The sequence below is a fragment of the Streptomyces sp. NPDC059355 genome, assembly GCF_042752335.1.
Taxonomy (GTDB): domain Bacteria; phylum Actinomycetota; class Actinomycetes; order Streptomycetales; family Streptomycetaceae; genus Streptomyces.
The window spans coordinates 20,687-45,665 of record NZ_JBHYXN010000008.1; the positions used below are offsets into that span (position 1 = coordinate 20,687).

Here is a 24,979-nt window from a genome sequence, read left to right on the forward strand (position 1 = left end):
CCGTCCATTCCCCGGCACCAACAACCCCTCCGGCCGGGCCATTCGACTTTGACGATCAGGCACTCACGGTCACCGTATGATCTGGCTCACGGGGCCGTGCCCGATCTCGCCTCCGGTTATGGCAAGTTGGCCCCAAGTAGTGTAATTCGGACACGCCACGACGATGCGGAGGAGTTCCCGTGACCCAGCAGATACCCCGGCCCCCGCGGACGGAGCCCGTACCGGAGCCCGAGCTCTCGGAAGTGCGCAACTTCCGTGACGTGGGCGGCCTCCCAACCACCGACGGGCGGAGGGTCAAGCCGGGAAAACTGTTCCGTAGCGGACATCTGGCACATGCCACCGAAACCGATGCAGAATTCCTCGCGTCGCTCGGTCTGCACACCATCTTCGACTTCCGCAACAACGCCGACCACGCTTTGGAGGGGCCCGACGTCGAGCTCCCCGGCGTACGGAACGTCAACATCCCGCTGTCGGATCCGGCCGACGGCAAGGAATTCTGGAAGATGGTCCGCGACGGCGACGTCGAGCAGCTCCGCGGGCTCCTCGGCGACGGAAAGGCCGCCGACCGGATGGCCAACTCGTACCGCACGATGATCGAGAAGCGCACCGCCGAGCACGGCCGGGTCCTGCACGCCCTCGCCGAGGACAGCGTTCCGGCGCTCATGCACTGCGCGGCAGGCAAGGACCGGGCCGGCCTGTCGATCGCCGTCACCCTGCTCGCGCTGGGCGTCGGGCGGGAGGCGATCGTGGTGGACTACCTGGAGTCCAACGCCCCGCACCGCCGCTACCGCGTGCGCCGCGGCAGCGATGCGCCCGAGGCCCGCTCCCCCGAGGTGATGGAACTGCTCTCGCCGCTGTTCGACGCCCGCGCCGAGTACCTGACGGCCGCCTTCGACGCCATCGACGGACACTGGGGCGGGGTCGACCGGTACCTCGCCGAGGGCCTCGGACTCACGGCCGAGACCCTCGGCCGGCTGCGGGACCGGCTGCTCGACTGAGCCGGCCCCCGCGATGAGGAGCAGGCCGTCAGCCGCCGCCGACGGCCTGCTTCACCAGTGTCCTGCCGAAGTCCCACATCAGGGCGCCCCCGCCGTGCGCCTCGTCCATGACCTCGCGGAAGGCCGAGACGAACCGGTCGACGTCCCCCTCGTCCACGATCAGCGGCGGGATGAGCTTGATGACCTCCAGGTGGTCGCCCGACACCTGCGTCAGGATCCGGTGCTTCTGCAGCAGCGGCACCACGACCATCTGTGCGAAGAGCCCCTTGCGGGCCGCCTGGAGCATGGTCCACCGGCTGCGCAGCCCGAGCGAGGACGGCCGCCCGAACTCGATGCCGATCATCAGGCCACGCCCGCGCACCTCGTGGAGCAGCTCGTACTCGTCCACGAGTGCCGCGAGCCGCCCGCGCAGCAGGTCGCCCGTCGCGCGCGCGTTCGCGACCACCGACTCGTCCTCCATGACGGAGAGCACCGCCAGCCCGGCCGCCATCGCCTGCGCGTTGGAGCCGAAGCTGGCGGAGTGCACGAGCACCCGGTCCATCGACGAGTAGACCTTCTTGAAGATCCAGTCCTTGCCTAGGGTCGCACCCACCGGTACGTAGCCGCCCGAAAGGGCCTTGGCCACGCACACCAGGTCCGGCTCCACGCCCGGATCATGCTGGTACGCGTAGAAATCGCCCGTCCGGCCGAGGCCCGTCTGCACCTCGTCCGCGATCAGCAACGCCTTGTGCCGGTGCAGCAGCTCCTGCGCCGCCCGCAGGAATCCCGGCGGGGCCGCGAGTACGCCCTTGCCCTGGATCGGCTCCACGACGAAGGCGGCGACGTCCCCTCGCTTCAGCTCCCGCTCCAGGGCCGCCAGGTCTCCGAGGGCGATCTTCGTGTCGGGCAGCAGCGGGGCGAAGCCGTCCCGGAACCCGCCCTCCCCGTTGACCGACAGCGAGCCCGTCGTCAGCCCGTGGAAGGCGTGGTCGCAGTAGAGGACCCTCGGCCGCCCCGTGGCGTAGCGGGCGAACTTCAGGGCCGTCTCCACCGCCTCGGTGCCGCTGTTGCCGAAGAAGACCCGGTCCAGGTGCGGGCTGTACGAGAGCAGCTTCTCCGCCAGCAGCCCGGGCAGCGGCTGGCAGTCGAAGCGGGTCAGGTCGGCGAGCTGCGCGTCCAGTACGTCGTGCAGCGCCCGGCGGACCACCGGGTGGTGCCGGCCCAGGCCCATGACCCCGAACCCGGCCAGCATGTCCAGGTAGTCGTTGCCCTCGGCGTCCCAGAAGTGCGCGCCCTCGGCCCGTACGTAGACCTTGTCGAAGCCGATCGTGTGCAGCATCCGGGGCAGCTGGTGGTTGAGGTGGCGCGTGTGGAGCTCGTACCGTTCCCCGCCCCGCTCGTCCAGCAGGGCGCGGAGGTCGAAGCCGGTCACTGCTTCTCCCGGTTCCCCGAGATCGTCTCGCGGGCGGCGCGCAGCGATTCCTTGAGGGAGCCCATCGTGGCGAGGACGGCGGTGGGCTCGTAGCCGCAGTGCGCCATGCAATTCGCGCAGCGCGGGTCCTTCCCGCGGCCGTACTTGCTCCAGTCGGTGTCCTCGATCAGCTCCCGGTACGTCGGCACGTAGCCGTCGCTCATCAGATAGCAGGGGCGCTGCCAGCCGAAGAGGGAGTAATTCGGAATGGCCCAGGCGGTGCAGGCGAAATCCGCCTTGCCCTCCAGGAAGTCGAGGAACAGCGGGGAGTGGTTGAGCCGCCAGCGCCGCCGGTTTCCGCCCGCGAAGGCCTTCTTGAAGAGTTCCCGGGTCTGCTCGACGCCCAGGAAGTGTTCCTGGTCAGGGGCCTTTTCGTAGGCGTAGGCGGGCGAGATCATCATTTCGTCGACCTTGAGGTCGTCATTGAGGTAGTTGAGCACCTCGATGATCGTCTGCGGAGTGTCGGTGTTGAAGAAGGTGGAGTTGGTGGTGACCCGGAATCCGCGCCTCTTCGCCTCCTTGATGGCGGCGACCGCCTCGTCGAAGACGCCCTCCTTGGCCACCGACTCGTCGTGGCGTTCGCGCAGCCCGTCGATGTGCACCGCGAACGCGAAGTACGGGGACGGGGTGAACTTCTCGATCTTCTTGCGCAGCAGCATCGCGTTGGTGCACAGGAACACGTACTTGCGCTTGGCCACCAACTGCCGGACGATCTCGTGGATCTGCGGGTGCATTAGGGGCTCGCCGCCCGCGATGGACACCATCGGCGCGCCGGACTCCAGGACGGCACCGACCGCCTGGGCCACCGGCATGCGCTGCTTGAGCACGCCCGCCGGGTGCTGGATCTTCCCGCACCCCTCGCACGCCAGATTGCAGGCGTAGAGCGGTTCCAGCTCGACGATCAGCGGGAACTTCTCACGCTTGCGGAGCTTCTGTTCGAGAAGATACGTCCCGACCCTGATGGACTGTCGCAGCGGCATGGCCATCTGGCTCACCTCCTGGGGAGCAGAAAAGAACGGTGCCAGTCATGAAACGCGGGCAGTACGGCACGCAATACGCGGAAGGCCGATATTCCACCGCGGAACGTGCCGATGCGGACGAGCTCATGCTCCGGAGCGTCCACGATCACCCGGACGGCCGCAACCAGACGGTTCCAGCCATCGGCGGCGGCCCCGGCGGCCGTCCACAGGGTGGCCGCGGACTCCATGTCGACCGCGATGGCGCCGGTGGCGCGCAGCTCGGCGCGCTCCTGGCCGCGGACTACGTGGTCGGATCCGGTCAGTGCGCCGGTGTGCACGGTCCGGCCCGGAGCGGCCCGGGCCAGCGCCTCGGCGAGCAGGGAGGTGCCGGCGCACGTGACGGTCCCCCGCGGATCCCGGGTCTCCTCGGCGACGACGAGGTCGCCGGGGCTCATGCCGGGGACCAGCCCGGCGCAGAACCCGGTGGCGAGGACGGGGGCCCGGCGCAGCCCCGGCTCGGCGAGCGCCCGGCCGACCGCCCGCTCGGCGGCGCGCGGGCCCATGCCCGTACGCAGCACGGCGTAGCCCGGTTCGGGGCGGGCGGCGCCGCGGCCGCCGCCGCTGCGCAGGGCGGCCTGCTCGATGCGCAGCGCGCAGGCGACCAGCAGCGGTGCGGGCGGCTCGGCCGGCGTCGGCGGCTCGTATGGTCCGGGGCCCTCGGCCCGGTCGGCCGCGGCCATCAGGGCGCCCCGGGCGCGAAGGGTTCCCCGTACAGATAGCGGCCGAGCGCGGTGAGCGGGAACACCTGCCGGTACAGGTGGTAGTTGATGGAGAAGTCCCACGGGAAGCCGGTGCCGGTGAAGTGCGGCTCGTCCCAGGAGCCGTCCCCCCGCTGGGTCTCCACCAGGTACGCGACGCCTCGTTCGACGGCCTTGCCGTCCCGCTCCCCCGCCGAGAGCAGGGCCATCAGGGCCCAGGCGGTCTGCGAGGGGGTCGAGTCCCCCCTCCCGGCCCACTCGGGGTCCGTGTAGGAGCGCTGGTCCTCGCCCCACCCGCCGTCCTCGTTCTGTACCGATTCCAGCCAGCGCACGGCCCGCCGGATCGCGGGATGCGCCGGGGCGAAGCCCGCGGCCGTCAGCGCCGGGACCACCGAGCCGGTCCCGTACACGTAGTTGGTGCCCCAGCGGCCGAACCAGGCTCCGGACGGCTCCTGTTCGGCGAGCAGCCAGGCGATGCCGCGCCGGGTCCGCGGGTCTGCCGCCTTGCCCTCCACGGCGAGCATCTCCACCACGTGGGCGGTGACGTCGGCCGACGGCGGGTCGATGACCTCGCCGAAGTCGCAGAACGGCAGCCGGTTCGGGAAGGGGCTGGTGTTGTCGGCGTCGAAGGCGCCCCAAGCGCCGTTCCTCGACTGCATCCCGAGGTTCCACGACACCCCTCGGGCGATGGCCGCCTCGACCCGGGCCTGCTCCGGATGCCTGATCCGGCGCAGCGCGAGCACCACCTCGGCGGTGTCGTCGATGTCGGGGTAGGTGTCGTTGTGGAACTCGAACGCCCAGCCGCCCGGGGCGAGTCCGGGCCGGCGCACCGCCCAGTCCCCGCTGCGCACGATCTCCTCGCCGAGCATCCAGTCGGCAGCCTTCACCAGGGCCGGGTGGTCGGGCGCCAGGCCCGCGTCGGCCAGGGCGATGGCGGCGAGGCAGGTGTCCCAGACCGGGGACTGGCAGGCCTCGATCATCCGGGCACCGTCCTCGCGCCACACCGCGAACCGGTCCAGGGAGTCCAGTCCGGCCCGCATCACGGGGTGGCCGAGGTCGTACCCGAGCAGGTGCAGCGCGATGACGGAGTACACGGCGGGTGGCTGGATCCCGCCCCAGCAACCGTCATTCTCCTGGCGTTCGATGATCCAGCGGGCGGCGGTGTCCATCGCGGCCTTGCGCAGCCGGCGCGGGGCGAACCGGCGGTAGACGTGCAGGGCCTTGTCCATCCGCTGGAAGGCTCCCTCCCAACTGGCCAGCGGGGCCGGGCGGTTGGCGGTAGGGTACGGGCGCCGCGCGTCGGTGTGCAGCTCGTCGAGGGCGAACGGGGCCGGTCGGACAGGCCGCTTCGCGGAGACCACGGTCAGCGGGACGATGGTCTGGCGGGCCCAGCAGCCGAAGTCGTAGATGTTCAGCGGCACCCACGGCGGCAGGAAGACCAGCTCGGGCGGGAGTTCGGGCAGGTGGTCCCAGCTCCACCAGCCGAACAGGGCCAGCCAGATCCGGGTGAAGACACGGGCGGCGGCGATCCCGCCGCGGGCCCGGATCCAGGCCGAGGCGCGGGCCATGTGCGGGGCGTCGGGCGCGTCGCCCGCCAGCCGCAGGGCGACGTACGCCTCGATGGTGGCGGAGAGTTCGGGCGGTCCGCCGTGGAAGGTGGCCCAGGTGCCGTCCACGCCCTGCTCGCCCCGGATGAACAGGGCGGCGGCCTGCGTGGTGGCCTCGTCCCGGATCCCGAGGAACTGCCTCAGCAGCAGGTCCTCGGCGTCCATGGTGACGTTGGTCTCCAGGTCGCCCTTCCACCACCCGGCCGCGTCCTGGCGGGCCAGCAGATGCCGGGTCGCCCGTGCGGCGGCCTCCTGCGCACCCCGCATCGTGTCCGGCGTGGTGAAATCCGGATCGGCGCCGGGGGTACCGGCGCCGTCGGTCGTCGCTGTCATGGCTTCCCCTTACGTGGCAGTGGTCCTCTGCTGTGCTGGGGTATGCCGTCGGCCGGGCGCTGCTGTCAGGCGGCGCCGGCCGGCGACTCGCGCGTCATATCCCTGCTCGGGCGGCGGTCACCTCTTGCGCACGACGACGAAGTCGGCGAGGGCGACGAGCTGTTCGCGCACCCGCTGGGGCATGTCCACGTCGTCCAGGGCGCGGATGGCGATCGCGTGCTGGCGGCGCGCCTCCTCCGCGGTCCACTCGCGCCCGCCGGCGGCCTCGATGAGCGCGGCGCGCGCCGCGAACTCCTCCTCCGAGAAGTTTTCGAAGTCGTTGCTCTTGGCGTCGGCGGCGAGCAGCTTCGCGAGCTCCTCGCAGGCGGGCCCGCCCGCCGCGAGGGCGGCGACGACCGGCAGGGACTTCTTGCGCTGGCGCAGGTCGCTCCAGGTCTGCTTGCCGGTGGCCTCCGGGTCGCCCCAGATGCCGAGGAGGTCGTCGACGGCCTGGAAGGCGAGGCCGAGGTGGTAGCCGTACTCCTCCAGCTTGTCGGCCGTAGGGTCGTCCGCGCCGCCGAGGACGGCGCCGATGGAGACCGCGCAGGCGAGCAGGGCGCCGGTCTTGTTGCCCTCCATCTCCAGGCACTCCTCGACGCTGACGCGCTCGCGGTGCTCGTAGGAGATGTCCTGCGCCTGGCCGTCGATGAGCTTGCGGCTGGCGGTGGTCAGGCGGCGCGCGGCGCGGCCGGCCTCGACGGTGCCGAGCTCCAGCAGGACCTCGTTGGCGAGGGCGAACAGGGCGTCGCCGACGAGGATCGCCAGCGCCGGGCCGTGCACCTTCCACACCGTGTCGCGGTGGCGGCGCTGCTCGTCGCCGTCCATCAGGTCGTCGTGGAGCAGCGAGAAGTTGTGGACGAGCTCGACGGCGACGGCGCCCGGGATGCCGACCTCGGCCGAGGCCCCGGCGGCCTCGGCGGAGAGCAGCGCGAGGGCGGGGCGCACGGCCTTGCCGCCGTCGCCGTCGGCCGCGTTGCCCTGGGCGTCGATCCAGCCGAAGTGGTACGCGGCGACGGTGTCCATGGGCGCCGCGAGCCGGTCGACCGCGGCGCGGAGCACGGGGGTCGACAGCGCGCGGCCGCGCTCCAGGAGTGCGAGCGTGTCCGCCTTCTCGACGCCCCCTCCGGCTGCGCCGTTGCCGGCGTCCGTGTTCTCGACAGCCGGATTCCCCGGGTTCACTGGCTCTCCTCTGTGTCCTGTACGTGCTGCTGCGTTCGTGCTGGTGGTCGTCATGCCGCCTCCTGCAGGGGGTGCTCCCGGTGGCGGCCGAGTGCGGCGAGCGCGGCGTGTGCCGCGCTCAGTCCGCTGCGGACAGCGCCCTCCATGGTCGCGGGCCAACCGGTGGCGGTCCACGCACCGGCGAGGTAGAGGCCCGGCGTGTCGGTCCGCGCCCCGGGGCGCAGCCGGCCGACGCCGGGGGTGGGGGCGAACGTGGCGGTCCGCTCCCGGGTCACGAAGAAGTCCCGTACCTTGGCGCCCCGGGCGGCCGGCAGTAGCCGTTCCAGCTCGGGCAGGTACTTGGCGCGCAGCACCGAGACGGGCTCGTCGATGTCGTCCTGGGCGGCCGACTGGGACAGCGCCAGGTACTGGCCGCCGTCGGCCAGGCCGGATGCGTCGCTGCGGTCGAACACCCACTGGACCGGGGAGCCGAGCGCGGCGAAGAAGGGCTGCTTGAGCACCTTTCGGTCGTAGACGACGTGGACGTTGAGGATCGGCGCGGTGCCGATGTCGAGGAGCTTGTCCGGGTCGGCGAGGGCGCCGGGCGGCAGCAGGGCGTGCGCCTCGCGCTGCGGGACGGCGAGGACGACCGTGCCGGCGTCGAGGGACTCGCCCTCGGTGTCGACCCGCCAGTTCCCCTCCTGTGTACGGGAGACGCACGTGACGCGGGTGCGCAGTTCGGTGCGCACGCCGGCCGCGTCGAGCTGCTTGCGGGCGAGGGTGTCGTGCAGGTCGCCGAGCGGGACGGTGGCCCAGCCGATGTCGGCGGCGCCGTTCTCGGAGAGCAGGCCGGTCTTGAAGACCATGGCGGCCAGGCCCAGCGAGGACTGGCCGGCGGTGGCGTTGAGGGTGGCGATGCCGACGAGGTCCCACAGGGCCTCGATGGTGCGCGGGCTCTGGCCGTAGCGGCCCAGCCAGGTCGCGAAGTCCACGCCGTCCAGGGCCGGATCGGCGGGGTCGAGCCGGCGCAGCGCGAGGGCCGCGCGGCCGACGCTCGCCCGCTCGGCGAGCGAGAGGTGCGGGTAGCGGGCGAGGGAGCCGGCCAGGTGCAGGGGTACGGGCAGGGCGCTGCGGCGCAGCCGGCCCAGGCGCGGGCCGGCGGGGTGGGCGACGTCGAGCACGGGTACGTCGAGCCGGTCCTGGACCGGGGCGAGGGCGGCGCCCTGGACGCGGTCGAGGAACCACCGGTAGGCGGTGCAGCAGCGCAGGTAGACGTGCTGGCCGTTGTCGACGGTGAGGTCGCCGCGCTTGAAGGAGAAGGCGAGCCCGCCGAGCCGCGGGCGGCCTTCGAGCAGGGTGACCCGCAGTCCGGCGTCGGCGAGTTCGAGCGCGGCCGTCACGCCGGCGAGCCCGCCGCCGATGACGACGGCGTGCTGTTCGGTCGCGCTCATGCGGCCTCCCCCGTCGTACGCCGACTGCCCGCCGGGGCGGCCGTCCGGGCGGAGCCCGCACGGTGAGACGCGGCGGGCCTCGCCTGGGTTGCCCGCCGGGCGTGCGGCCGCGGAGTCCGCGTCGTGGTGCGCGGCGTCTGCGTCGGGCTCATGAGCTCCGCCTCCGCGTGCTCTGGCGGGAGATGGTGCGGGCGTCGAGCCCGGACAGGCCGCGCACGGCGACGTAGGCCTTCTCGTGCGGGGGCAGCGAGACGCGGCCGCGGAGCACGGCCTCGGGCTCGCGCTCGATGCGGTCGAGCAGGCGCCGGTAGATGCCGGCCATCGCGGCGACGCAGGCGCCGCTGCGCCGGTCGAGCATGGGGAGCAGCCGGTAGCCCTCGACGAACAGGGCCCGGGCGCGCCGGACTTCGTGGTGGACGAGCCCGGCGAAGTCGGCGCCGGCGGGCAGCCGCTCGCTGCCGAACCCGTCCGCGCAGCCGAACTTGGCGAGGTCTTCGGCGGGCAGGTACGTACGCCCGTTGGCGGCGTCCTCGCGGACGTCGCGCAGGATGTTGGTGAGCTGGAGGGCGAGGCCGAGGGTGTCGGCGTACTCGCCGGCGCGCGCGGCGTCGGCGGCGCCGAGACCGCCCGTGTGCACGGTGCCGAACACGCCGAGGGAGAGCCGCCCGATGGCTCCGGCCACGCAGCGGCAGTAGACCTTGAGGTCGTCCCAGGTCTCGTAGGTCTCGCCGCGGACGTCCATGAGGACCCCGTCGATGAGCTCGTCGAGGCCGCCGAGCGGGATCGGGAAGCGGCGGGCTGCGTGGGCGAGGGCGACGGCGACCGGGTCGGTGTCGTCCTCGTCGATCTCCTCGGCCCGGATGCGGCCGAGCACGGCGCGGGTCTCCTCGAGCCGGGCGAACTTGGCCTCGGGGGCGAGCGTGCCGTCGCCGATGTCGTCGACGCGCCGGGAGAACGCGTACAGCGCGGACATCGCCTGCCGCTTGTCGGAGGGCAGCAGCCGGATGCCGTACGCGAAGTTGCGCGCCTGGGAACCGGTGACGGCCTCGCAGTAGCTGTACGCCGCCAGGACCGCTGCGGACGGTGCGGACGTGTGTGCGGAACCCTCCACGGTCGGGCTCACCCCTTTCTCGGCGCTGTGCGCAGGACGGCGGCCACCTCGCGGAGCAGGCCGCTCCTGGTGGGCTTGGGCGGGCCCGGAAGTACGTCGAAGCCGGCGGCGGTGACGGCTCGCAGGGCGGCGCGCCCTCCTCCCACGAAGCCCGCGAGCAGCAGCCGGAGTCTGCCGTGCACGCTACCCACGAGCGGGGTGCCTTCATTCAGGAGGTCCCGGGCGCGTTCCGCCTCGAACGCGACCAGGGAGCGTACGGACGCGCCGGCGCGGTGGGCCTTGAGGTCGGTTTCGGCCACGTGGAAGCGGCGCATGTCCTCGGCCGGGAGGTAGATCCGGTCGCGGCCGAGGTCCTCCGCGACGTCCTGCACGTGTTCGACGATCTGCAGGGCGGTGCAGACGGCGTCCGAGCGGCGGATCCGTTCGGGGGTGCTCGTGCCGGTGAGGGACAGCACGAGGCGGCCGACCGGGTTCGCGGAGAGTTCGCAGTACGCGAGGAGGTCGCCGTACGTCGCGTAGCGCGTGACGCGCTGGTCCTGGCGGTTGGCCTCGATGAGCCCCAGGAAGGGCTCGGGGGTGAGGTCGTGGGCGCGGACCACGGGCTGGAGCGCCTGCAGGAGGGGGTGGCGCGGCGGGCCGCCGGGGCCGCCGGCCCGCCGGAAGACACGGTTCAGGTCGGCTTCGAGGGCGTCGAGCATCGCGAGCGGTTCGTCCGCCGCGGCCGGGTCGAGGCCGAGGAGTACCGCGTCGTGTCCGCCGGAGGCGAGGTCGCCGTCGCCGATGTCGTCGACCAGGCGGGCGTACCCGTACACCGCCATGAGGCCGTCGCGCCAGGCGCGCGGGAGGAAGGACGGGGCGACGGGGAAGTTCTCCGAGCGTGCCTTGCCGAGGGTGGCGTACGCGTGGGCTCGGGCGTCGGGGGCTGTGGGGGCCGCGTCCCCGCCTGGCCGGATACCGTGCCCGGGGGTCACCGCCCGCCGCCCGCGCGGGGGACGGCCGTAATGCCTGGGGGCCGGAGAATTCCCGTAGCCATTGCCGTCACGTCTCCCGTTCTACACTGCCGACCCAATACATCCTATTTCGGACACGCCGCCGGACTTTCCCCGGGGTACCCCGGGCCGTTCACCTGCGGGGAATCGTCCCCTCTGGCGTGATTCAGGACTGCTCCAGCTTACGCTGTACAACGCCGCGGCAGCCTCTCGGGTATTCACTCGGCCACCGAATGTCGGCCGGCAAGCCGAAACCCCCGCCGCTCGGAGCGACGGGGGCCGGCGAGGACCGCGGTCAGGCGCTGGTCGCCTTCTCGTAGGCCGAGACGACTTCCTCGGTGGGCCCGTCCATCAGCAGTTCACCCTTCTCCAGCCACAGCACGCGGCTGCAGGTGTCGCGGATGGACTTGTTGTTGTGGCTCACCAGGAAAACGGTTCCGGCGTGCTTGCGCAGTTCGCGGATGCGCTCCTCGGAACGCACCTGGAACTTCCGGTCACCGGTGGCCAGGGCCTCGTCGATCATCAGAACGTCGTGGTCCTTGGCCGCGGCAATGGAAAAGCGCAGGCGCGCCGCCATACCGGAGGAGTACGTGCGCATCGGAAGGGAGATGAAATCGCCCTTGTCGTTGATGCCCGAGAAGTCGACGATGTCGTCGTAGCGCTCCCGGATCTGCTCGCGGCTCATTCCCATCGCGAGACCGCCGAGGACCACGTTGCGCTCGCCGGTGAGGTCGTTCATCAGCGCGGCGTTGACACCCAGCAGCGAGGGCTGGCCGTCGGTGTAGACCTTGCCGGACTCGCAGGGCAGCAGGCCCGCGATGGCCCGCAGCAGGGTGGACTTGCCGGAGCCGTTGGAGCCGATGACGCCGATGGCCTCGCCGCGGTACGCGGTGAAGGACACGCCGCGCACGGCGTGGACCCGGCGGACGCCCGGCGCATCGCCCTTGCCCCGGCGCATTATCTTGCTCAGCGCGGCGGTGGCGCTGCCCCTGCCGGAGCTGCCGGTGTTGACGCGGTAGACGATGTGCACGTCGTCGGCGATGACGGTGGGGACGTCGCCCCGGTTGATCTCAGCCACGGCCGTAACGCTCCTCAGCCTTCCAGAAGTACACGAAACCGCCGAGGCCGATCACGACGGCCCAGCCGACGGCGAAAGCCCAGACGTGCGGCGGCAGGTTCTCCCGGCCGTAGTCGTCGATCAGCGCGAACCGGACCAGGTCCATGTAGATCGCCGCCGGGTTCCACTGGAGCACGTCCGTGACCCATGCGGGCACGTGCCTGTCCTCGAGCGCCCCGCTGATCGAGAACATGACGCCCGAGGCGTACATCCACGTACGCGTGATGAACGGCATCAGCTGCGCGAGGTCGGGGGTCTTGGAACCCATCCGCCCGAAGACCAGGGCGAGGCCGGTGTTGAAGACGAACTGGAGCGCCAGGGTCGGGATGACCAGCAGCCACGACAGCCGCGGGTAGTTGCCGAAGCCGACCGTGACGACCACCACGACGATCATCGAGTACAGCAGCTGCTGGAGCTGCTGCATCGAGAAGGAGATCGGCAGGGAGGCGCGCGGGAAGTGCAGGGCGCGGACCAGGCCGAGGTTGCCGGGGATGGCCCGGACTCCCGCCATCAGCGAGCTCTGGGTGAAGGTGAAGACGAAGATGCCCGTCACCAGGAAGGGGATGTAGACCCCCTTCTCCATGCCCCGGCCCGCGTTCATGATCAGACCGAAGATCAGGTAGTACACCAGCGCGTTGAGCAGCGGGGTCGCCACCTGCCAGATCTGGCCGAGCCTCGCCTCGCTGTACTGGGCCATCAGCTTGGCCCGGGAGAACGCCATGATGAAGTGGCGCCGGTCCCAGAGCTGCCGCACGTACTCGACCAGGGTCGGCCGGGCACCGCTGACGGACAGACCGTACTTCCCGGCGAGCTCCGCGGGGGTCAGCCCCGCGTCTTCGGACGGCGGCTTGCTCGTGGCGAGGGCGCCATCCTGGGTTGTGTCACTCACAAGTTGAAACTTTCCGTCTTCAAGATGCGGCAGAAGGTGGCATCGGGCCTGGGGCGCTCGGCCCGTGATCATGCATGTTCCGTGACCGCGTACGTCCCGGGGTCTCGAATTTTCTCAGACGCGAGCGTGTCAGATGACAGGCGGTCGGCCCAGCCGGGTCAGCCGCCAGACCGTACGCCACTTCATGGGGCGCCGGGGGCCGCAGGGGGTGGTCCATCCCTCCTTGAACCCACCGAACCAGGCCTTGAGCGCCGGCACCGACGGCCTGCGCAACAGCGTCAGCAGGAGCCAGACGCCCAGGTAGACCGGGACCAGCGGGACAGGCAGGTTACGGCGGGCGAGCCACACCCGGTTACGGGCAACCATACGGTGGTAGACCGCGTGCCGGGAGGGGGCGGTGGTCGGATGCCGGAGCACCATGTCCGCCCGGTAGTCGATCAGCCACCCTGCGTCGAGCGCCCGCCAGGCCAGATCGGTTTCCTCGTGCGCGTAGAAGAACTCCGCGGGCAACGCTCCGACCTGCTTGAACACCGACGTGCGGACGGCGTTGGCACCGCCCAGGAAGGTGGTGACGCGGGAGGAGCGCATCGGGTCGGAGGCGCGCAGCCGGGGCACGTGCCGGCGCTGGGTCTCGCCGGACTCCGGATCGGCGATCCGGAAGCTGACGATCCCGAGCTCCGGGTCCTCGGCGAAGGCCTGCCGGCACAGCTCGGCGGTGTCGGTGCGCTCCAGCAGCCCGTCGTCGTCGAGGAAGAGCAGGGCGTCGACCTCGCCGCCGCCGGGGCCGAAGGCCTCGATGCCGACGTTGCGGCCGCCGGGGATGCCCAGGTTCTCGGGCAGCTCGACGGTGCGCAGCCCCGGCAGCAGTCCCTCCAGTCCGGTGACCGGCACTCCCTGGCCCACGACGACGACCTCGACCGGGTCGCCCTCCTGGCGGGCGACCGAGTCGAGGAGCGCCTTGAGCTCGTCGGGGCGGTTGCCCATGGTGATGATCACGGCGCCCAGCCGCATCGGCTTCGTCACTTGAGCCTGCTGGAGGCCAGGATCGACACCAGGTGCAGCACGGTCTGGAGCATCGCGATGCCGGCCAGCACGGCCACGCCGAGCCGGGAGAAGTACAGGTCGCCCCGTACCTGGTCCAGGATCGCCAGCAGCAGGATGAGCAGCGAGGCCTCGATGCCGAGGACGAGCCGGTGGAACTTGAGCGCGGACGCGGCCCGGCGGGCCAGCGCCATGCCGGAGGAGCGCGGCTCGGCGGCGGCCTCGGCGACGGGCTCCTTGCCGGTCTGGTGGCGGGCGACGCCGACCAGGTCGGTCTCGGCCTTGATCAGGATGGCGCCGAGGGCCGCGAGGGTGCCCAGGAAGGCCCACAGCCAGTCGATCCGCCCGGTACCCCACAGGTCGCTGGCGCGCAGGCCGAAGCCGACGAGGACGGCCGCGTCGCACAGGTAGGCGCCGACCCGGTCCAGGTACACGCCGGAGAGCGAGTACTGCTTCTTCCAGCGGGCGACCTCGCCGTCGACGCAGTCGAGCAGCAGGTACAGCTGGACCATGACCACGCCGAGGACGGCGCCCCAGATGCCCGGGATCAGCAGGGCCGGGGCGGCCAGGACACCGGCGAGGGTCATCACGTAGGTCAGCTGGTTGGGCGTGACCTTGGTGTTCACCAGGACGCGGGTGATGCGCAGGGAGATCTCGCGCATGTACAGGCGACCGCCCCAGTGCTCGCCACTGCGCCGGTCCTTGACGCCCGGCGGGTGAACGACGGGCCGGAGTTCAGCTACGGATGGTCTTGGCATAGTCGGCGTAAGCGTCCCTGATCTCGGCTGTGGACAGATTGAGGTGCTCCAGGATCGTGAAGCGTCCCGGACGGGTCTGGGGGGCGTACTCGACGGCCGCGACGAACTCGTCCGTGCTGAACCCGATCTCGGCGGGCAGCACGGGCAGTCCGTGGCCGCGCAGCGACTCGACGAAGAGCCCGGCCTGCTCGTCTGCGCCGCGCAGGAACATCGCGAAGGCGGCGCCGAGGCCGACCTGCTCGCCGTGGAGCGCGGAGCGGCCCGGGTAGAGCAGGTCGAAGGCGTGGCTGATCTCGTGGCAGGCGCCGGAGGCCGGCCGGGTGTCCCCGCTGATCGACATGGCGATGCCGGTGAGCACCAGGGATTCCGCGAGCACGGTGAGGAACGTGTCGTCGCCGCAGCCGCCGGGGTGGCGCAGGACGGCCTCTCCGGCCGTACGGGCCATGGCGGCGGCCAGGCCGTCCACGGGCTCCCCGGTGATCTTGTGCGAGAGCTCCCAGTCGGCGATGGCCGAGATGTTCGAGAGCGCGTCGCCGATGCCGGAGCGGACGAACCGCACCGGGGCGTCGCGGATCACGTCGAGGTCGATGACCATCGCGATCGGCGTGGGCACGCCGTAGGAGCCGCGGCCGTTGTCGTTGTCCAGCGTGGCCACGGGCGAGCAGATGCCGTCGTGCGCCAGGTTGGTGGCGACCGCCACCATGGGCAGGCCGACCCGCGCCGCGGCGTACTTCGCCACGTCGATGATCTTGCCCCCGCCCAGGCCGACGACGGCGTCGTAGCGACGGCCCTTTATGTCGTCGGCCAGCTTGACGGCGGAGTCGATCGTGCCGTCGGCGACCGGGTACCAGTCGGCGTGCGGCAGTACGGGCTCCAGCTTGGAGCGCAGCAGCCGGCCGGAGCCGCCGCTGATCGCGATCGCCAGCTTGCCGGACGCCGAGATCCGCTGGTCGGCCAGGAGGCCGGCCAGGTCGTCCATGGCGCCGCGGCTGATGTCGACGACGACCGGGGAGGGGATGAGCCTCGTCAGTACTGGCATGCGATCGTCCGGCCCTTGGCGAGGTCGTCGTGGTTGTCGATCTCGACCCACTTGACGTCGCCGATGGGGGCCACGTCGATGACGAAGCCGTCGTTCACGAGCTGCTGGTAGCCGTCCTCGTAGTACAGGTCGGGGTCACGCTCGAAGGTGGTCTTCAGCGCCTCGGCGAGCGCCTCGGCGGCCTCCGGCTCGATGAGCGTGACGCCGATGTACTCGCCGGTGGCGTCGGACGGCTCCATGAGCTTGGTGATCTTCCGCACGCCTTCGGCGCCGTCGACGACGACCTTCATCTCCTCGTCGGCCAGGCTCTTGACCGTGTCGAGGGCGAGGATGATCTTCCGGCCGTCGCCGCGCGCGCCGAGCAGGGTCCGCTCGACGGAGACGGGGTGGACCGTGTCGCCGTTGGCGAGGATCACACCCTGCTTCAGGACGTCACGGGCGCACCACAGGGAGTAGGCGTTGTTCCACTCCTCGGCCTTGTCGTTGTCGATCAGCGTGATCTTGACGCCGTACTTGGCCTCCAGGGCCTCGCGGCGCTCGTACACGGCCTCCTTGCGGTAGCCGACGACGATCGCGACCTCGGTGAGGCCGACCTCGGCGAAGTTGCCGAGGGTGAGGTCCAGCACGGTCAGGCTGTCCTCGGCGCCTTCGGGGCCGACGGGCACGAGGGCCTTGGGCAGGGTGTCGGTGTAGGGACGCAGGCGGCGTCCGGCACCGGCAGCGAGTACAAGGCCGATCATGCTGGTTCTCCTTCGTCATGTACGGCGGGTGCCCCGGAGGAGACCCAGAAGCGGATGCTCTCCACGAGCACCACGAGTGCCACGAACACGGCCAGGGCCGTGAGCGCGACGGGGAAGTCCGCGGCGCGCGTCGCCAGGACGGCGGCCAGGACCACGGTCAGCAGGACCCGGCCGTCGTGACCGCCGATCGTCCACACCAGCCACCGCGGGGGCGCGCCCGATCCGCCGCGGATGCGGTAGACCGTGTCGTAGTGATGGTAGGCGACCGCCGCGACCAGTCCGAATGCCGCCGGAAGGGCCCCGGGCACGTCCGCCTTGGCGGCGAGGATCAGCACGGTGGTGTACTCGGCGGCCCGGAAGACGGGCGGGACGAGCCAGTCGAGGGCGCCCTTGAGGGGGCGGGCGACGGCCGCTCCGGCCAGTACGGCGTAGAACACGGCGGCGATGATCACCTGGCGGGCGCCGAACTCGTACGCCCAGGCCGTCCACAGCAGGGCCACCGAGCCGATCACGGCGGCGGCGATCCCGGCCCCGGGGGCCATCCGGCCCACGACCCGGCCGGCGAGCTCGGCGACCGGGCCGGAGTCGGCGAGGTCGGCCAGCGCCTGTGCGGCCCGGTCGGTCCGCTTCGCCCTGCGCGTCAGCGAGCGCAGCACGCGGCCGGCGGTGGTGTAGAGGGCGCCGAAGGCGCAGCCGATGAGCAGGGCGTAGAAGACGATCCGGGGGGTGGTCGCCGCGGTGAGCACCGCGATCATGGCCCAGCGCTCGCCGATCGGCAGGATGATCATCCGCCGGACCCAGACCGTCCAGCCGACGCTGTCGAGCTTGTCGGACAGGGCCGCCGTCGGGCTCGTGTTCGCGGTCGCGTCGTGGTTGGCCTCGTTGAAGGCGAAGTCCACGACGTGGCGGCAGGTCATGAGGATCATCGCGCCGAGCGCGAGGGCCCACACGTCGTCGCCGTTCCTGGCCGCGCCGAGCGCGAGGCCCGCGTAGAAGGAGTACTCCTTCGCGCGGTCGAAGGTGGCGTCGAGCCAGGCGCCCATCGTCGAGTACTGGAGCGAGTAGCGGGCGAGCTGCCCGTCCGTGCAGTCCAGTACGAAGGAGACGAGGAGCAGCACGCCGGCCGCGATGTAGCCGCCCCGCTCGCCGGTGGCGGCGCAGCCGGCCGCGATCAGCGCGGTGATCAGCGAGGCGGTGGTGACCTGGTTGGGGGTCAGGCCGCGGCGCGCGCACCAGCGGGCGATGTAGCGCGAGTAAGGACTGATGAAGAAGGTGGTGAAGAACCCGTCGCGGGACTTCACGGCGGTGCGCAGGCGCACGGCCTCGTCGTCCACGGCGGCGACGGCGGCGTCCGCCGCGGCGCGCTCGGCGTCGGTGGTGGGGACGGCGGCGACCAGGGTGCCGAGCTCGGGGTGCTGGACGGTGGTCCCGGCGGCCTCGACGGCGGCCGCGAGCCGGTCCGCGTACGGGCCGTCGCCCTCCGCCGGGAGGGCCGCGGCCTTGTCCAGGGCCGCGCGGGCGGCCGGCCGGACGGCGAAGGCGCCGGTCACGGCGCAGGCGTCGAAGCGCGGGTCGGTCAGTGCGAGCCGCAGGGCGTGGACGTGTCCGACGAAGGCGCTGTCGACGACGGCGACGCGCTGGTCGGCCGGTACGCCGGCCAGCACCTCGGCGGTCTCTTCAGGGCCGGCGGCCGGGCGGACGTCGAAGCCGAGGGAGCGCAGCCCGTCGGCGAGCGGTGATCCGGGGACCGGCAGGCCGGTGAGGATGACGGTCGACAGACGGACTCACTCCTTGCAGCGAACACTGGACGGGCGCCCCGGCGGGGGCGGCGGCACGTCGGCAGAGGCTATCGGATGAATGGAAGCGGGGGTTCACCACCCGTTTACTCCCCGACAGGCCGAATATTCCGGGGCCTCCGGCCCCGGCGCGATCATCATTGACGATCACGGCGAGATACCACAAACCCGGGGAGCGAGGCTGCTCCGCCCCCACCGCTTACCACGCCTCAAGGGCGGACATGCGCGGATGGCCGAAGTGGGGACAAGCCTCTTTTGTACGGCAGACTGAAGGTCGAAGTCCGAAGCGAAGGATGGGTATGCCGACCACACCAGCCACCGCCGCGAACACCGCGTCCCCCGGCACCGGCACTCAGGAACCGATCATGCTCGAACTGGTCGATGAGTCCGGCAACACCATCGGCACGGCGGAGAAGCTCTCCGCCCATCAGGCGCCCGGTCTGCTGCACCGGGCCTTCTCCGTGTTCCTCTTCGACGAGCAGGGCCGCCTGCTGCTCCAGCAGCGCGCCCTCGGGAAGTACCACTCCCCCGGTGTCTGGTCGAACACCTGCTGCGGCCACCCCTATCCCGGGGAATCGCCGTTCGCGGCGGCGGCCCGGCGGACCCACGAGGAGCTGGGCCTGTCGCCCTCGCTGCTCGCGGAGGCGGGAACCGTGCGCTACAACCACCCGGACCCCGCGTCGGGCCTGGTGGAGCAGGAGTACAACCACCTTTTCGTGGGACTCGCGCAGTCGCGGCTGCGGCCGGATCCGGAGGAGGTCGGGGACACCGCGTTCGTGACCGCCGAGGAGCTGGCCGAGCGGCACGCCGAGGTGCCGTTCTCCGCCTGGTTCATGACCGTGCTCGACGCGGCCCGGCCCGCGATCCGCGAACTGACCGGGGATGCCGCGGGCTGGTAGCCGTACGTCGTCTCAGACCGCGGGGGTCCGCGGGGCGGGTGCGGCGAGCGGCAGGGCCGCCCAGATGACCTTGCCGCCCGTCGAGGTGTGCTCGACGTCGCAGACCCCGCCGGACTCGCGCGTGACCTCGCGCACCAGGAGCAGGCCCCGGCCGCCGGTCTGCCCGAAATCCGCCTCCAGCGCCTTGGGGCGGTACGGGTGGTTGTCCTCGACCGCCACCCGTACCCACTCCCGGCCGATGGCGACCTCGACCGCGACCTGCGGCGAGAGCAGGGCCGCGTGCCGGACCGAGTTCGTCACCAGTTCGGAGACGATCAGCAGCAGCGAGTACACGAGGTCCCGGTCGGCGGGCACGCCCTGGCGGCCCAGCAGGTCGCGGACGGCCCGGCGGGCCTGCGGAACGGATTCTTCTATGGCGGGCACGGTGAACCGCCACACGCCTTCGTACGCGAGGGGGTCGGCCGGGGCGGCCGCCGGCTCCCCCTCCTTCGCTGGCGGGACGCTCCCGCTGACATCCATCTTCCGGCCCCCGTCTTCACGCTCGATCGTCTCCACGCGTCAAGAGTGGGGAGCGGACCGGTCCGGACCGGACCGCTGACCAGAAGTCAGCGTCAATCGGACGCTTTCTGATCGTTGGCGTATGACAGCGTCAGTTGTGCGACCGTTCCTGGCCCTCCGCGGGGCCCTTCCCGGCCGCGATCCCCGGCCCGGCCGCGGCCGCCTCGGCCGCGGGCACCTCGTCTTCGCTGACCAAGCCCAGAATGCGCCGGGCGCTCAGGCCCAGGAGGACCAGGCTCAGCCCGTCGAACAGCAGGGCGAGCGAGAAGAAGATTCCGATCACGTAGAGACTGCTGCCCGGCCAGTTGGCGAGGACCAGGAACCCCAGCAGGATCCCGAAGGCGCCCTGGACGAGGTTCACCCAGAGGTTCGTCCCGCGCACCACCAGCCCGCCGGCCAGCCGGAACACCCCGCCGATGAGGAAGAACAGCGCGGCGAACATGGTCAGCGCCTCGGCGCTCGCCTCGGGCCGGCGCAGGATCACGAAGCCGGCGGCGATGTTGATCGCGGCGACGACGACCGCGAGCCAGAAGTGGTTGCTCTTGCGGGACTGGAACGCCTGGACCAGGCCCACCAGCCCGCCCGCCAGCAGCAGCCAGCCGAAGAGGAACATCGTCGTGAGGGTGGCGAACGCGGCGTAGAAGAGACCGATCAGCCCGGCCACCACCAGCAGCACCCCGAGCGCGGCCAGCAGCCCGAAACTGCGCCCCACCCGCTTCCTGTCCTTGGCGTCGGCCGCGGCCCCGGAACGGTCTGCGCCCATGGTCGTGCCACCTTTCAGCACCCCCCGGACGGACTCCTTGATCATAGGATCGGCCGACCGGGATAGCATCCGGCGCATGGACGCAGCACAGGAAGCAGCCCTCCTGCACACCGTCGCCGACGGGGTCGCCACGGTCGTCATCGCGCATCCCGCCAAGCGCAACGCCATGACGGCTGCGATGTGGCGGGCCCTCCCGGAGGTACTGGACGGGCTCGCGGCCGATCCGGCCGTACGGGTGCTCGTCCTGACCGGGGCGGGACCGACCTTCTGCGCGGGGGCCGACATCTCCTCGCTGACCGGGGACGAGGACCCGCAGGCGCTGGCCGTGGCGGCTGAGGAGGCCCTGGCCGCCTTCCCGAAGCCGACGCTCGCGGCGATCCGCGGATTCTGCGTGGGCGGCGGCAGCCAGCTGGCGGCGGCCTGTGATCTGCGCTTCGCCGAGGAGGGGGCCTCCTTCGGGGTGACCCCGGCGAAGCTGGGCATCGTCTACCCCGCGTCCTCGACCCGCAGGCTCGCCGCGCTGGTCGGCCCGGCCGTCGCCAAGTACCTGCTCTTCTCGGCCGAGCTGATCGACGCGGAGCACGCGCTGCGGGCCGGCTTCCTGAACGAGCTGCTGCCGGCCGGGCAACTGGACAAGCGCGTGGCGGACTTCGCCCGCGTCCTGACCACCCGCTCGCAGCTGACGCAGGCGGCGGCCAAGGAGTTCGCGAACGGGCGGACCGACCGGGACGCGTACTGGGCGGAGCAGGCCGCCGGGAGCGGCGACACCGCGGAGGGTGTCGCCGCCTTCCTGGAACGCCGTACGCCGTCGTTCGGCTGGACCACCGCGCCGACCAGCGCCCCGGCCACCGCGACCGCGCCGACCACCGCGACGGCGACCGGGCGGACTACCGGGCGCCCGGCGGGTTGACCGCGCGCAGCCGCGCCACGATCTCGGCCGGGGCCTTGTCCGGCGAGCCGGCGTCGTAGGGCGGCTGGGGGTCGTACTCGGTCATGAGCTGGACGGTCTGGGCGTACGCGTCGCCCGCGATCCGGCCGAGGAGGCCGAGGCCCATGTCGATGCCGGAGGACACCCCGGCGGCGGTGACGTACTTCCCGTCGTACACGACGCGCTCGCCCGTGGGCTCGGCGCCGAAGGCGGGCAGCCGGTCCAGGTAGAGCCAGTGGCTCGTGGCCCGGCGCCCCTTGAGCAGCCCGGCGGCGGCCAGCAGCAGCGAGCCGGTGCAGACCGAGGTGGTCCAGGTGGTGGTGGCGTCGACGGCGCGCAGCCAGTCGACGACGGCCGCGTTCTCCATCTCCAGCTCGGGGTGGGGTCCGCCCGGGACGACGACGATGTCGGGCCGGGTCACCTCATCGAGCCCCTTGTCGGCGACGAGGGCGAGCGCCCCGTTGTCGGTCCGTACCGGCCCGGGCCGCTCCGAGACGAACACGATCTCCGCGTCGGGCAGCCGCCCGAGGGTGTCGAAGGGCCCGATGGCGTCGAGCGCGGTGAACCGGTCGTAGAGCAGGACGGCGATCTGCATGTTTCCTCCTGAGTGGTGGTTTGCCCGCTGAGCGGTGGCCCGGGCCCGCCCTGATCCGAAAGACACGGGCTAGGGGATGCCGGGGCCGAAGCGGCGGCGGTATCCGGCCGGGGGCTGGCCCAGGGTCTTCACGAAGGCGCGGCGGAGGGCCTCCGGGGTGCCGTAGCCGCAGGCGCGGGAGATCTGCGCGACCCCGTCCCCGGTGTCCTCCAGGAGGCGCCGCGCGTGCTCCACGCGGACCCGCTCCACGTAGCGGCCGGGCGTGACCCCCGTCTCCTGCTGGAAGGCACGGGCGAAGTGGCGCGGGGACAGCCTGGCCCGCGCCGCCAGGGCCTCCACGCTCAGGTCCGCGCCGGGATGCTCCGTGATCCACTGCTGCACCTCCCGCAGCGGATCCCGCTGCGCGGTCTGCGCCGCCAGCTGCGCGCTGAACTGGGCCTGGTTCCCGGGCCTGCGCAGGAACACCACCAGGTGCCGCGCGATGCGCAGCGCCAGCTCCCGCCCGTGGTCCTCCTCCACCAGCGCCAGCGCGAGGTCGATCCCCGCCGTGACCCCGGCCGAGGTGGCGACCGGGCCGTCCCGTACGTAGATCGGGTCCGGTTCGACGGTCACCCGCGGGTAGTCCCGGGCCATCTGCTCGCACGCGTACCAGTGCGTCGTCGCCCGCCTCCCGTCCAGCAGCCCGGCCTCGGCCAGCAGCAGCCCGCCCGTGCAGACGGACACCAGCCGCTCCGCGCCACCCCCGTACGCGCGGAGCCACGCGGTCAGCCGGGGCTCGAAGTCCCCCCGGTACTGCCCGCCCGGCACCAGCAGCGTGGTGCCCGCCCCCGGCCGCTCGCCCTCCAGGTCCCCGTCCGGCACCAGCGTGAGCCCGCTGCTGCTCCGTACGGGCACCCCGCCCGGGGAGACCGTGCGGATCGCGTACCCGCCGCCCGCCCGGCCCGGGAAGCGGCCGGCCGCGGCGGACACCTCCACGGGCCCGGTCACGTCCAGGCTCTGCAGGCCGTCGTAGAGGACGACGAGCACGTTTCGCAACGACATGACCCCATGGTGTGACGCGGCGCCGGTGGCCGCAATGACGCTCATCCCACCTTTACGGCCATGCCCCGTGGCGCGGATAGGATCGACGCACCATGACTGCAACCCTCGTCGCCAAGAACCTCACCGCCGCGCACGGTGAGCGCACGCTCTTCGCCGATCTCGACCTCGTCGTCGCCCCCGGCGACGTCATCGGCCTCGTCGGCGTCAACGGCGCCGGGAAGTCCACCCTGCTGCGCCTGCTCGCCGGCCTGGACACGCCCGAGACCGGTGAACTGCGGCTCTCCCCGCCCACCGCCGCCGTCGGTCACCTCCCCCAGGAGCCGGAGCGGCGCCCCGAAGAATCCGTACGGGACTTCCTGGCCCGCCGGACGGGCGTCGCCGCCGCCCAGGCGGCGCTGGACGCGGCGACCCAGGGCCTGGTCGACGGGACCCCGGGCGCGGACGACGCGTACGCGACGACCCTGGACCAGTGGCTGAACCTCGGCGGCGCCGACCTCGACGAGCGGGCCCAGGAGGTCGCCGACGAGCTCGGGCTGGCCGTGGGCCTGGACCTGCCGATGACCGCGCTGTCCGGCGGCCAGGCGGCCCGCGCGGGCCTCGCCTCGCTGCTGCTCTCCCGCTACGACGTCTTCCTGCTCGACGAGCCGACCAACGACCTGGACCTGGAGGGTCTGGAGCGCCTGGAGCGGTTCGTGAAGGGCCTGCGCGCGGGCACGGTCGTGATCAGCCACGACCGCGAGTTCCTGACCCGGACGGTCACCAAGGTCCTCGAACTCGACCTGGCGCAGCAGGAGATCAACCTCTACGGCGGCGGCTACGACGCCTACCTGGAGGAGCGCGAGCGGGCCCGTACCCACGCCCGCGAGGAGTTCGACGAGTACGCGGGCAAGAAGGCGTCCCTGGAGGGCCGCGCCCAGATGCAGCGCAACTGGATGGACAAGGGCGTCCGCAACGCCCGCCGCAAGGCGAGCGACAACGACAAGATCGGCAAGAACCTGCGGGGCGAGTCCAGCGAGAAGCAGGCCGCCAAGGCCCGCCAGACGCAGCGCGCCATCGAGCGGCTCGAAGTCGTCGACGAGCCCCGCAAGGAGTGGGAGCTGCGCATGGAGATCGCGGCGGCGCCGCGCTCCGGCTCGGTCGTCGCCACCCTGAACGAGGCCGCCGTGCGCCGCGGGGACTTCGCTTTCGGCCCGGCCAGCCTGCAGATCGACTGGGCGGACCGGGTCGCGATCACCGGCGCCAACGGCGCGGGCAAGTCCACGCTCCTCGCCGTGCTCCTCGGCCGGCTGGTGCCCGACTCCGGTGCGGCCACGCTCGGTTCGGGCGTGCTGGTCGGCGAGGTGGACCAGGCGCGCGGGCTCTTCCTCGGGGACGAGCCGCTGCTGGAGGCGTTCTGCGCGGCGGTACCGGACACCGAGCCGGCCGAAGTACGGACCCTGCTGGCCAAGTTCGGCCTGAAGGCGGCGCACGTCCTGCGCCCGGCGGCCACGCTCTCCCCCGGCGAGCGCACCCGGGCGGCCCTGGCACTGCTCCAGGGCCGCGGGGTGAACCTCCTGGTACTGGACGAGCCCACGAACCACCTGGACCTTCCGGCGATCGAACAGCTGGAGGCGGCCCTGGACGCGTACGAGGGCACCCTCCTGCTGGTCACCCACGACCGCCGGATGCTGGACGCGGTGCACGTGACCCGTCGTCTGGAGGTCGCGGGCGGCAAGGTCACCGAGCTCTAGGTCGTGTCGTCAAAGTCCCGTCTGGCCGGCGGGGCCTGGCACGCACGCTCGGGCGGCCGACGCCACTTTGACGACACTCCCTAGGCCGCTACCCCTGCGGCGCGCGCCGCTTGCGGGCCATCCGTTCGGCCACGAAGCCGCGCGGCAGGTGCCGCACGGCGAGCGCGTACGCCTGGTAGCGCCGGCCCGGGTTTGTCAACCGCCCGCGCCCGGCCCCGTACCCCAGCGGCAT

At 72.1% G+C, this 24,979-nt stretch carries 23 protein-coding genes; 4 read left to right on the forward strand and 19 right to left on the reverse strand.

Annotated elements, in window-relative coordinates; translation table 11 throughout:
- Positions 1 to 179 precede the first annotated feature (179 nt).
- Positions 180 to 998 carry a tyrosine-protein phosphatase gene (locus tag ACFXGI_RS10120; protein ID WP_384704959.1) on the forward strand — a complete coding sequence of 273 codons (819 nt, stop codon included), beginning with the start codon at positions 180 to 182 and terminating at the stop codon, positions 996 to 998.
- Between the two features lie 28 nt (positions 999 to 1,026).
- Here ACFXGI_RS10120 and ACFXGI_RS10125 read toward each other — a convergent pair whose 3' ends face one another.
- The 15 genes from ACFXGI_RS10125 to ACFXGI_RS10195 form a co-directional block, all read right to left on the reverse strand.
- Positions 1,027 to 2,409, reverse strand: coding sequence for an aspartate aminotransferase family protein (locus ACFXGI_RS10125; RefSeq protein ID WP_384704960.1), 1,383 nt, complete (start codon positions 2,407 to 2,409; stop codon positions 1,027 to 1,029).
- On the reverse strand, positions 2,406 to 3,434 hold the full coding sequence (gene hpnH, locus ACFXGI_RS10130) for an adenosyl-hopene transferase HpnH (protein ID WP_384704961.1): 1,029 nt from the start codon (positions 3,432 to 3,434) through the stop codon (positions 2,406 to 2,408). The genes ACFXGI_RS10125 and hpnH overlap by 4 nt, the downstream gene beginning before the upstream one ends.
- A 5-nt stretch (positions 3,435 to 3,439) precedes the next feature.
- Positions 3,440 to 4,147 carry a 1-hydroxy-2-methyl-2-butenyl 4-diphosphate reductase gene (locus tag ACFXGI_RS10135; RefSeq protein WP_384704962.1) on the reverse strand — a complete coding sequence of 236 codons (708 nt, stop codon included), beginning with the start codon at positions 4,145 to 4,147 and terminating at the stop codon, positions 3,440 to 3,442.
- Complete coding sequence (shc, locus tag ACFXGI_RS10140) at positions 4,147 to 6,105, reverse strand: squalene--hopene cyclase (RefSeq protein WP_384704963.1); 1,959 nt, start codon at positions 6,103 to 6,105, stop codon at positions 4,147 to 4,149. Before shc ends, ACFXGI_RS10135 begins: the two co-directional genes overlap by 1 nt.
- Before the next feature lie 117 nt (positions 6,106 to 6,222).
- A complete protein-coding gene (locus tag ACFXGI_RS10145; RefSeq protein ID WP_384704964.1) occupies positions 6,223 to 7,323 on the reverse strand; it encodes a polyprenyl synthetase family protein in 1,101 nt (366 codons plus the stop codon).
- A 50-nt stretch (positions 7,324 to 7,373) separates the two neighbouring features.
- A complete protein-coding gene (gene hpnE / locus ACFXGI_RS10150) occupies positions 7,374 to 8,753 on the reverse strand; it encodes a hydroxysqualene dehydroxylase HpnE (protein ID WP_384704965.1) in 1,380 nt (459 codons plus the stop codon).
- A 148-nt stretch (positions 8,754 to 8,901) separates the two neighbouring features.
- The gene (gene hpnD, locus ACFXGI_RS10155; RefSeq protein ID WP_384704966.1) at positions 8,902 to 9,876 is read right to left on the reverse strand and encodes a presqualene diphosphate synthase HpnD; all 975 of its coding nucleotides are present in this window, start codon (positions 9,874 to 9,876) and stop codon (positions 8,902 to 8,904) included.
- Positions 9,873 to 10,817: a squalene synthase HpnC gene (gene hpnC, locus ACFXGI_RS10160; protein ID WP_384705119.1), complete on the reverse strand. Its 945-nt coding sequence runs from the start codon at positions 10,815 to 10,817 to the stop codon at positions 9,873 to 9,875. Before hpnC ends, hpnD begins: the two co-directional genes overlap by 4 nt.
- Before the next feature lie 331 nt (positions 10,818 to 11,148).
- Positions 11,149 to 11,931 carry an ABC transporter ATP-binding protein gene (locus tag ACFXGI_RS10165; RefSeq protein WP_384704967.1) on the reverse strand — a complete coding sequence of 261 codons (783 nt, stop codon included), beginning with the start codon at positions 11,929 to 11,931 and terminating at the stop codon, positions 11,149 to 11,151.
- Positions 11,924 to 12,859 (reverse strand): ABC transporter permease, encoded by a 936-nt coding sequence (locus ACFXGI_RS10170; protein ID WP_384704968.1) that lies wholly within the window; start codon positions 12,857 to 12,859, stop codon positions 11,924 to 11,926. The genes ACFXGI_RS10165 and ACFXGI_RS10170 overlap by 8 nt, the downstream gene beginning before the upstream one ends.
- Positions 12,860 to 12,988: 129 nt before the next feature.
- Positions 12,989 to 13,870 (reverse strand): glycosyltransferase family 2 protein, encoded by an 882-nt coding sequence (locus tag ACFXGI_RS10175; protein WP_384705120.1) that lies wholly within the window; start codon positions 13,868 to 13,870, stop codon positions 12,989 to 12,991.
- 8 nt (positions 13,871 to 13,878) lie between these two features.
- Complete coding sequence (locus ACFXGI_RS10180) at positions 13,879 to 14,658, reverse strand: CDP-alcohol phosphatidyltransferase family protein (RefSeq protein WP_078861087.1); 780 nt, start codon at positions 14,656 to 14,658, stop codon at positions 13,879 to 13,881.
- Positions 14,636 to 15,697 (reverse strand): iron-containing alcohol dehydrogenase family protein, encoded by a 1,062-nt coding sequence (locus ACFXGI_RS10185; protein WP_384704969.1) that lies wholly within the window; start codon positions 15,695 to 15,697, stop codon positions 14,636 to 14,638. The genes ACFXGI_RS10180 and ACFXGI_RS10185 overlap by 23 nt, the downstream gene beginning before the upstream one ends.
- The gene (locus tag ACFXGI_RS10190; protein WP_030870805.1) at positions 15,685 to 16,437 is read right to left on the reverse strand and encodes a sugar phosphate nucleotidyltransferase; all 753 of its coding nucleotides are present in this window, start codon (positions 16,435 to 16,437) and stop codon (positions 15,685 to 15,687) included. The genes ACFXGI_RS10185 and ACFXGI_RS10190 overlap by 13 nt, the downstream gene beginning before the upstream one ends.
- Positions 16,434 to 18,215: a DUF5941 domain-containing protein gene (locus tag ACFXGI_RS10195; RefSeq protein WP_384705121.1), complete on the reverse strand. Its 1,782-nt coding sequence runs from the start codon at positions 18,213 to 18,215 to the stop codon at positions 16,434 to 16,436. Before ACFXGI_RS10195 ends, ACFXGI_RS10190 begins: the two co-directional genes overlap by 4 nt.
- A gap of 317 nt (positions 18,216 to 18,532) precedes the next feature.
- On the opposite strand from ACFXGI_RS10195, the gene idi reads away from it, so the two are divergent.
- Entirely contained in the window at positions 18,533 to 19,132 is a 600-nt protein-coding gene (idi, locus tag ACFXGI_RS10200) for an isopentenyl-diphosphate Delta-isomerase (RefSeq protein WP_384704970.1), read from the forward strand.
- Between the two features lie 12 nt (positions 19,133 to 19,144).
- On the opposite strand, the gene ACFXGI_RS10205 is transcribed toward idi, so the two are convergent.
- Positions 19,145 to 19,651 (reverse strand): ATP-binding protein, encoded by a 507-nt coding sequence (locus ACFXGI_RS10205; protein WP_384705122.1) that lies wholly within the window; start codon positions 19,649 to 19,651, stop codon positions 19,145 to 19,147.
- A 130-nt stretch (positions 19,652 to 19,781) separates the two neighbouring features.
- Positions 19,782 to 20,453 carry an HdeD family acid-resistance protein gene (locus ACFXGI_RS10210; protein WP_384704971.1) on the reverse strand — a complete coding sequence of 224 codons (672 nt, stop codon included), beginning with the start codon at positions 20,451 to 20,453 and terminating at the stop codon, positions 19,782 to 19,784.
- Between the two features lie 76 nt (positions 20,454 to 20,529).
- Between ACFXGI_RS10210 and ACFXGI_RS10215 the strand changes: the two genes are divergently transcribed.
- Positions 20,530 to 21,363 carry an enoyl-CoA hydratase/isomerase family protein gene (locus ACFXGI_RS10215; protein ID WP_384704972.1) on the forward strand — a complete coding sequence of 278 codons (834 nt, stop codon included), beginning with the start codon at positions 20,530 to 20,532 and terminating at the stop codon, positions 21,361 to 21,363.
- On the opposite strand, the gene ACFXGI_RS10220 is transcribed toward ACFXGI_RS10215, so the two are convergent.
- Both ACFXGI_RS10220 and ACFXGI_RS10225 read right to left on the reverse strand, forming a co-directional pair.
- The gene (locus ACFXGI_RS10220) at positions 21,341 to 21,976 is read right to left on the reverse strand and encodes a DJ-1/PfpI family protein (protein ID WP_384704973.1); all 636 of its coding nucleotides are present in this window, start codon (positions 21,974 to 21,976) and stop codon (positions 21,341 to 21,343) included. The genes ACFXGI_RS10215 and ACFXGI_RS10220 overlap by 23 nt on opposite strands.
- Positions 21,977 to 22,045: 69 nt before the next feature.
- Positions 22,046 to 23,017 (reverse strand): GlxA family transcriptional regulator, encoded by a 972-nt coding sequence (locus ACFXGI_RS10225; protein ID WP_384704974.1) that lies wholly within the window; start codon positions 23,015 to 23,017, stop codon positions 22,046 to 22,048.
- A gap of 92 nt (positions 23,018 to 23,109) precedes the next feature.
- On the opposite strand from ACFXGI_RS10225, the gene ACFXGI_RS10230 reads away from it, so the two are divergent.
- Positions 23,110 to 24,747: an ABC-F family ATP-binding cassette domain-containing protein gene (locus ACFXGI_RS10230; protein WP_384704975.1), complete on the forward strand. Its 1,638-nt coding sequence runs from the start codon at positions 23,110 to 23,112 to the stop codon at positions 24,745 to 24,747.
- The last annotated feature ends 232 nt before the right edge of the window (positions 24,748 to 24,979 follow it).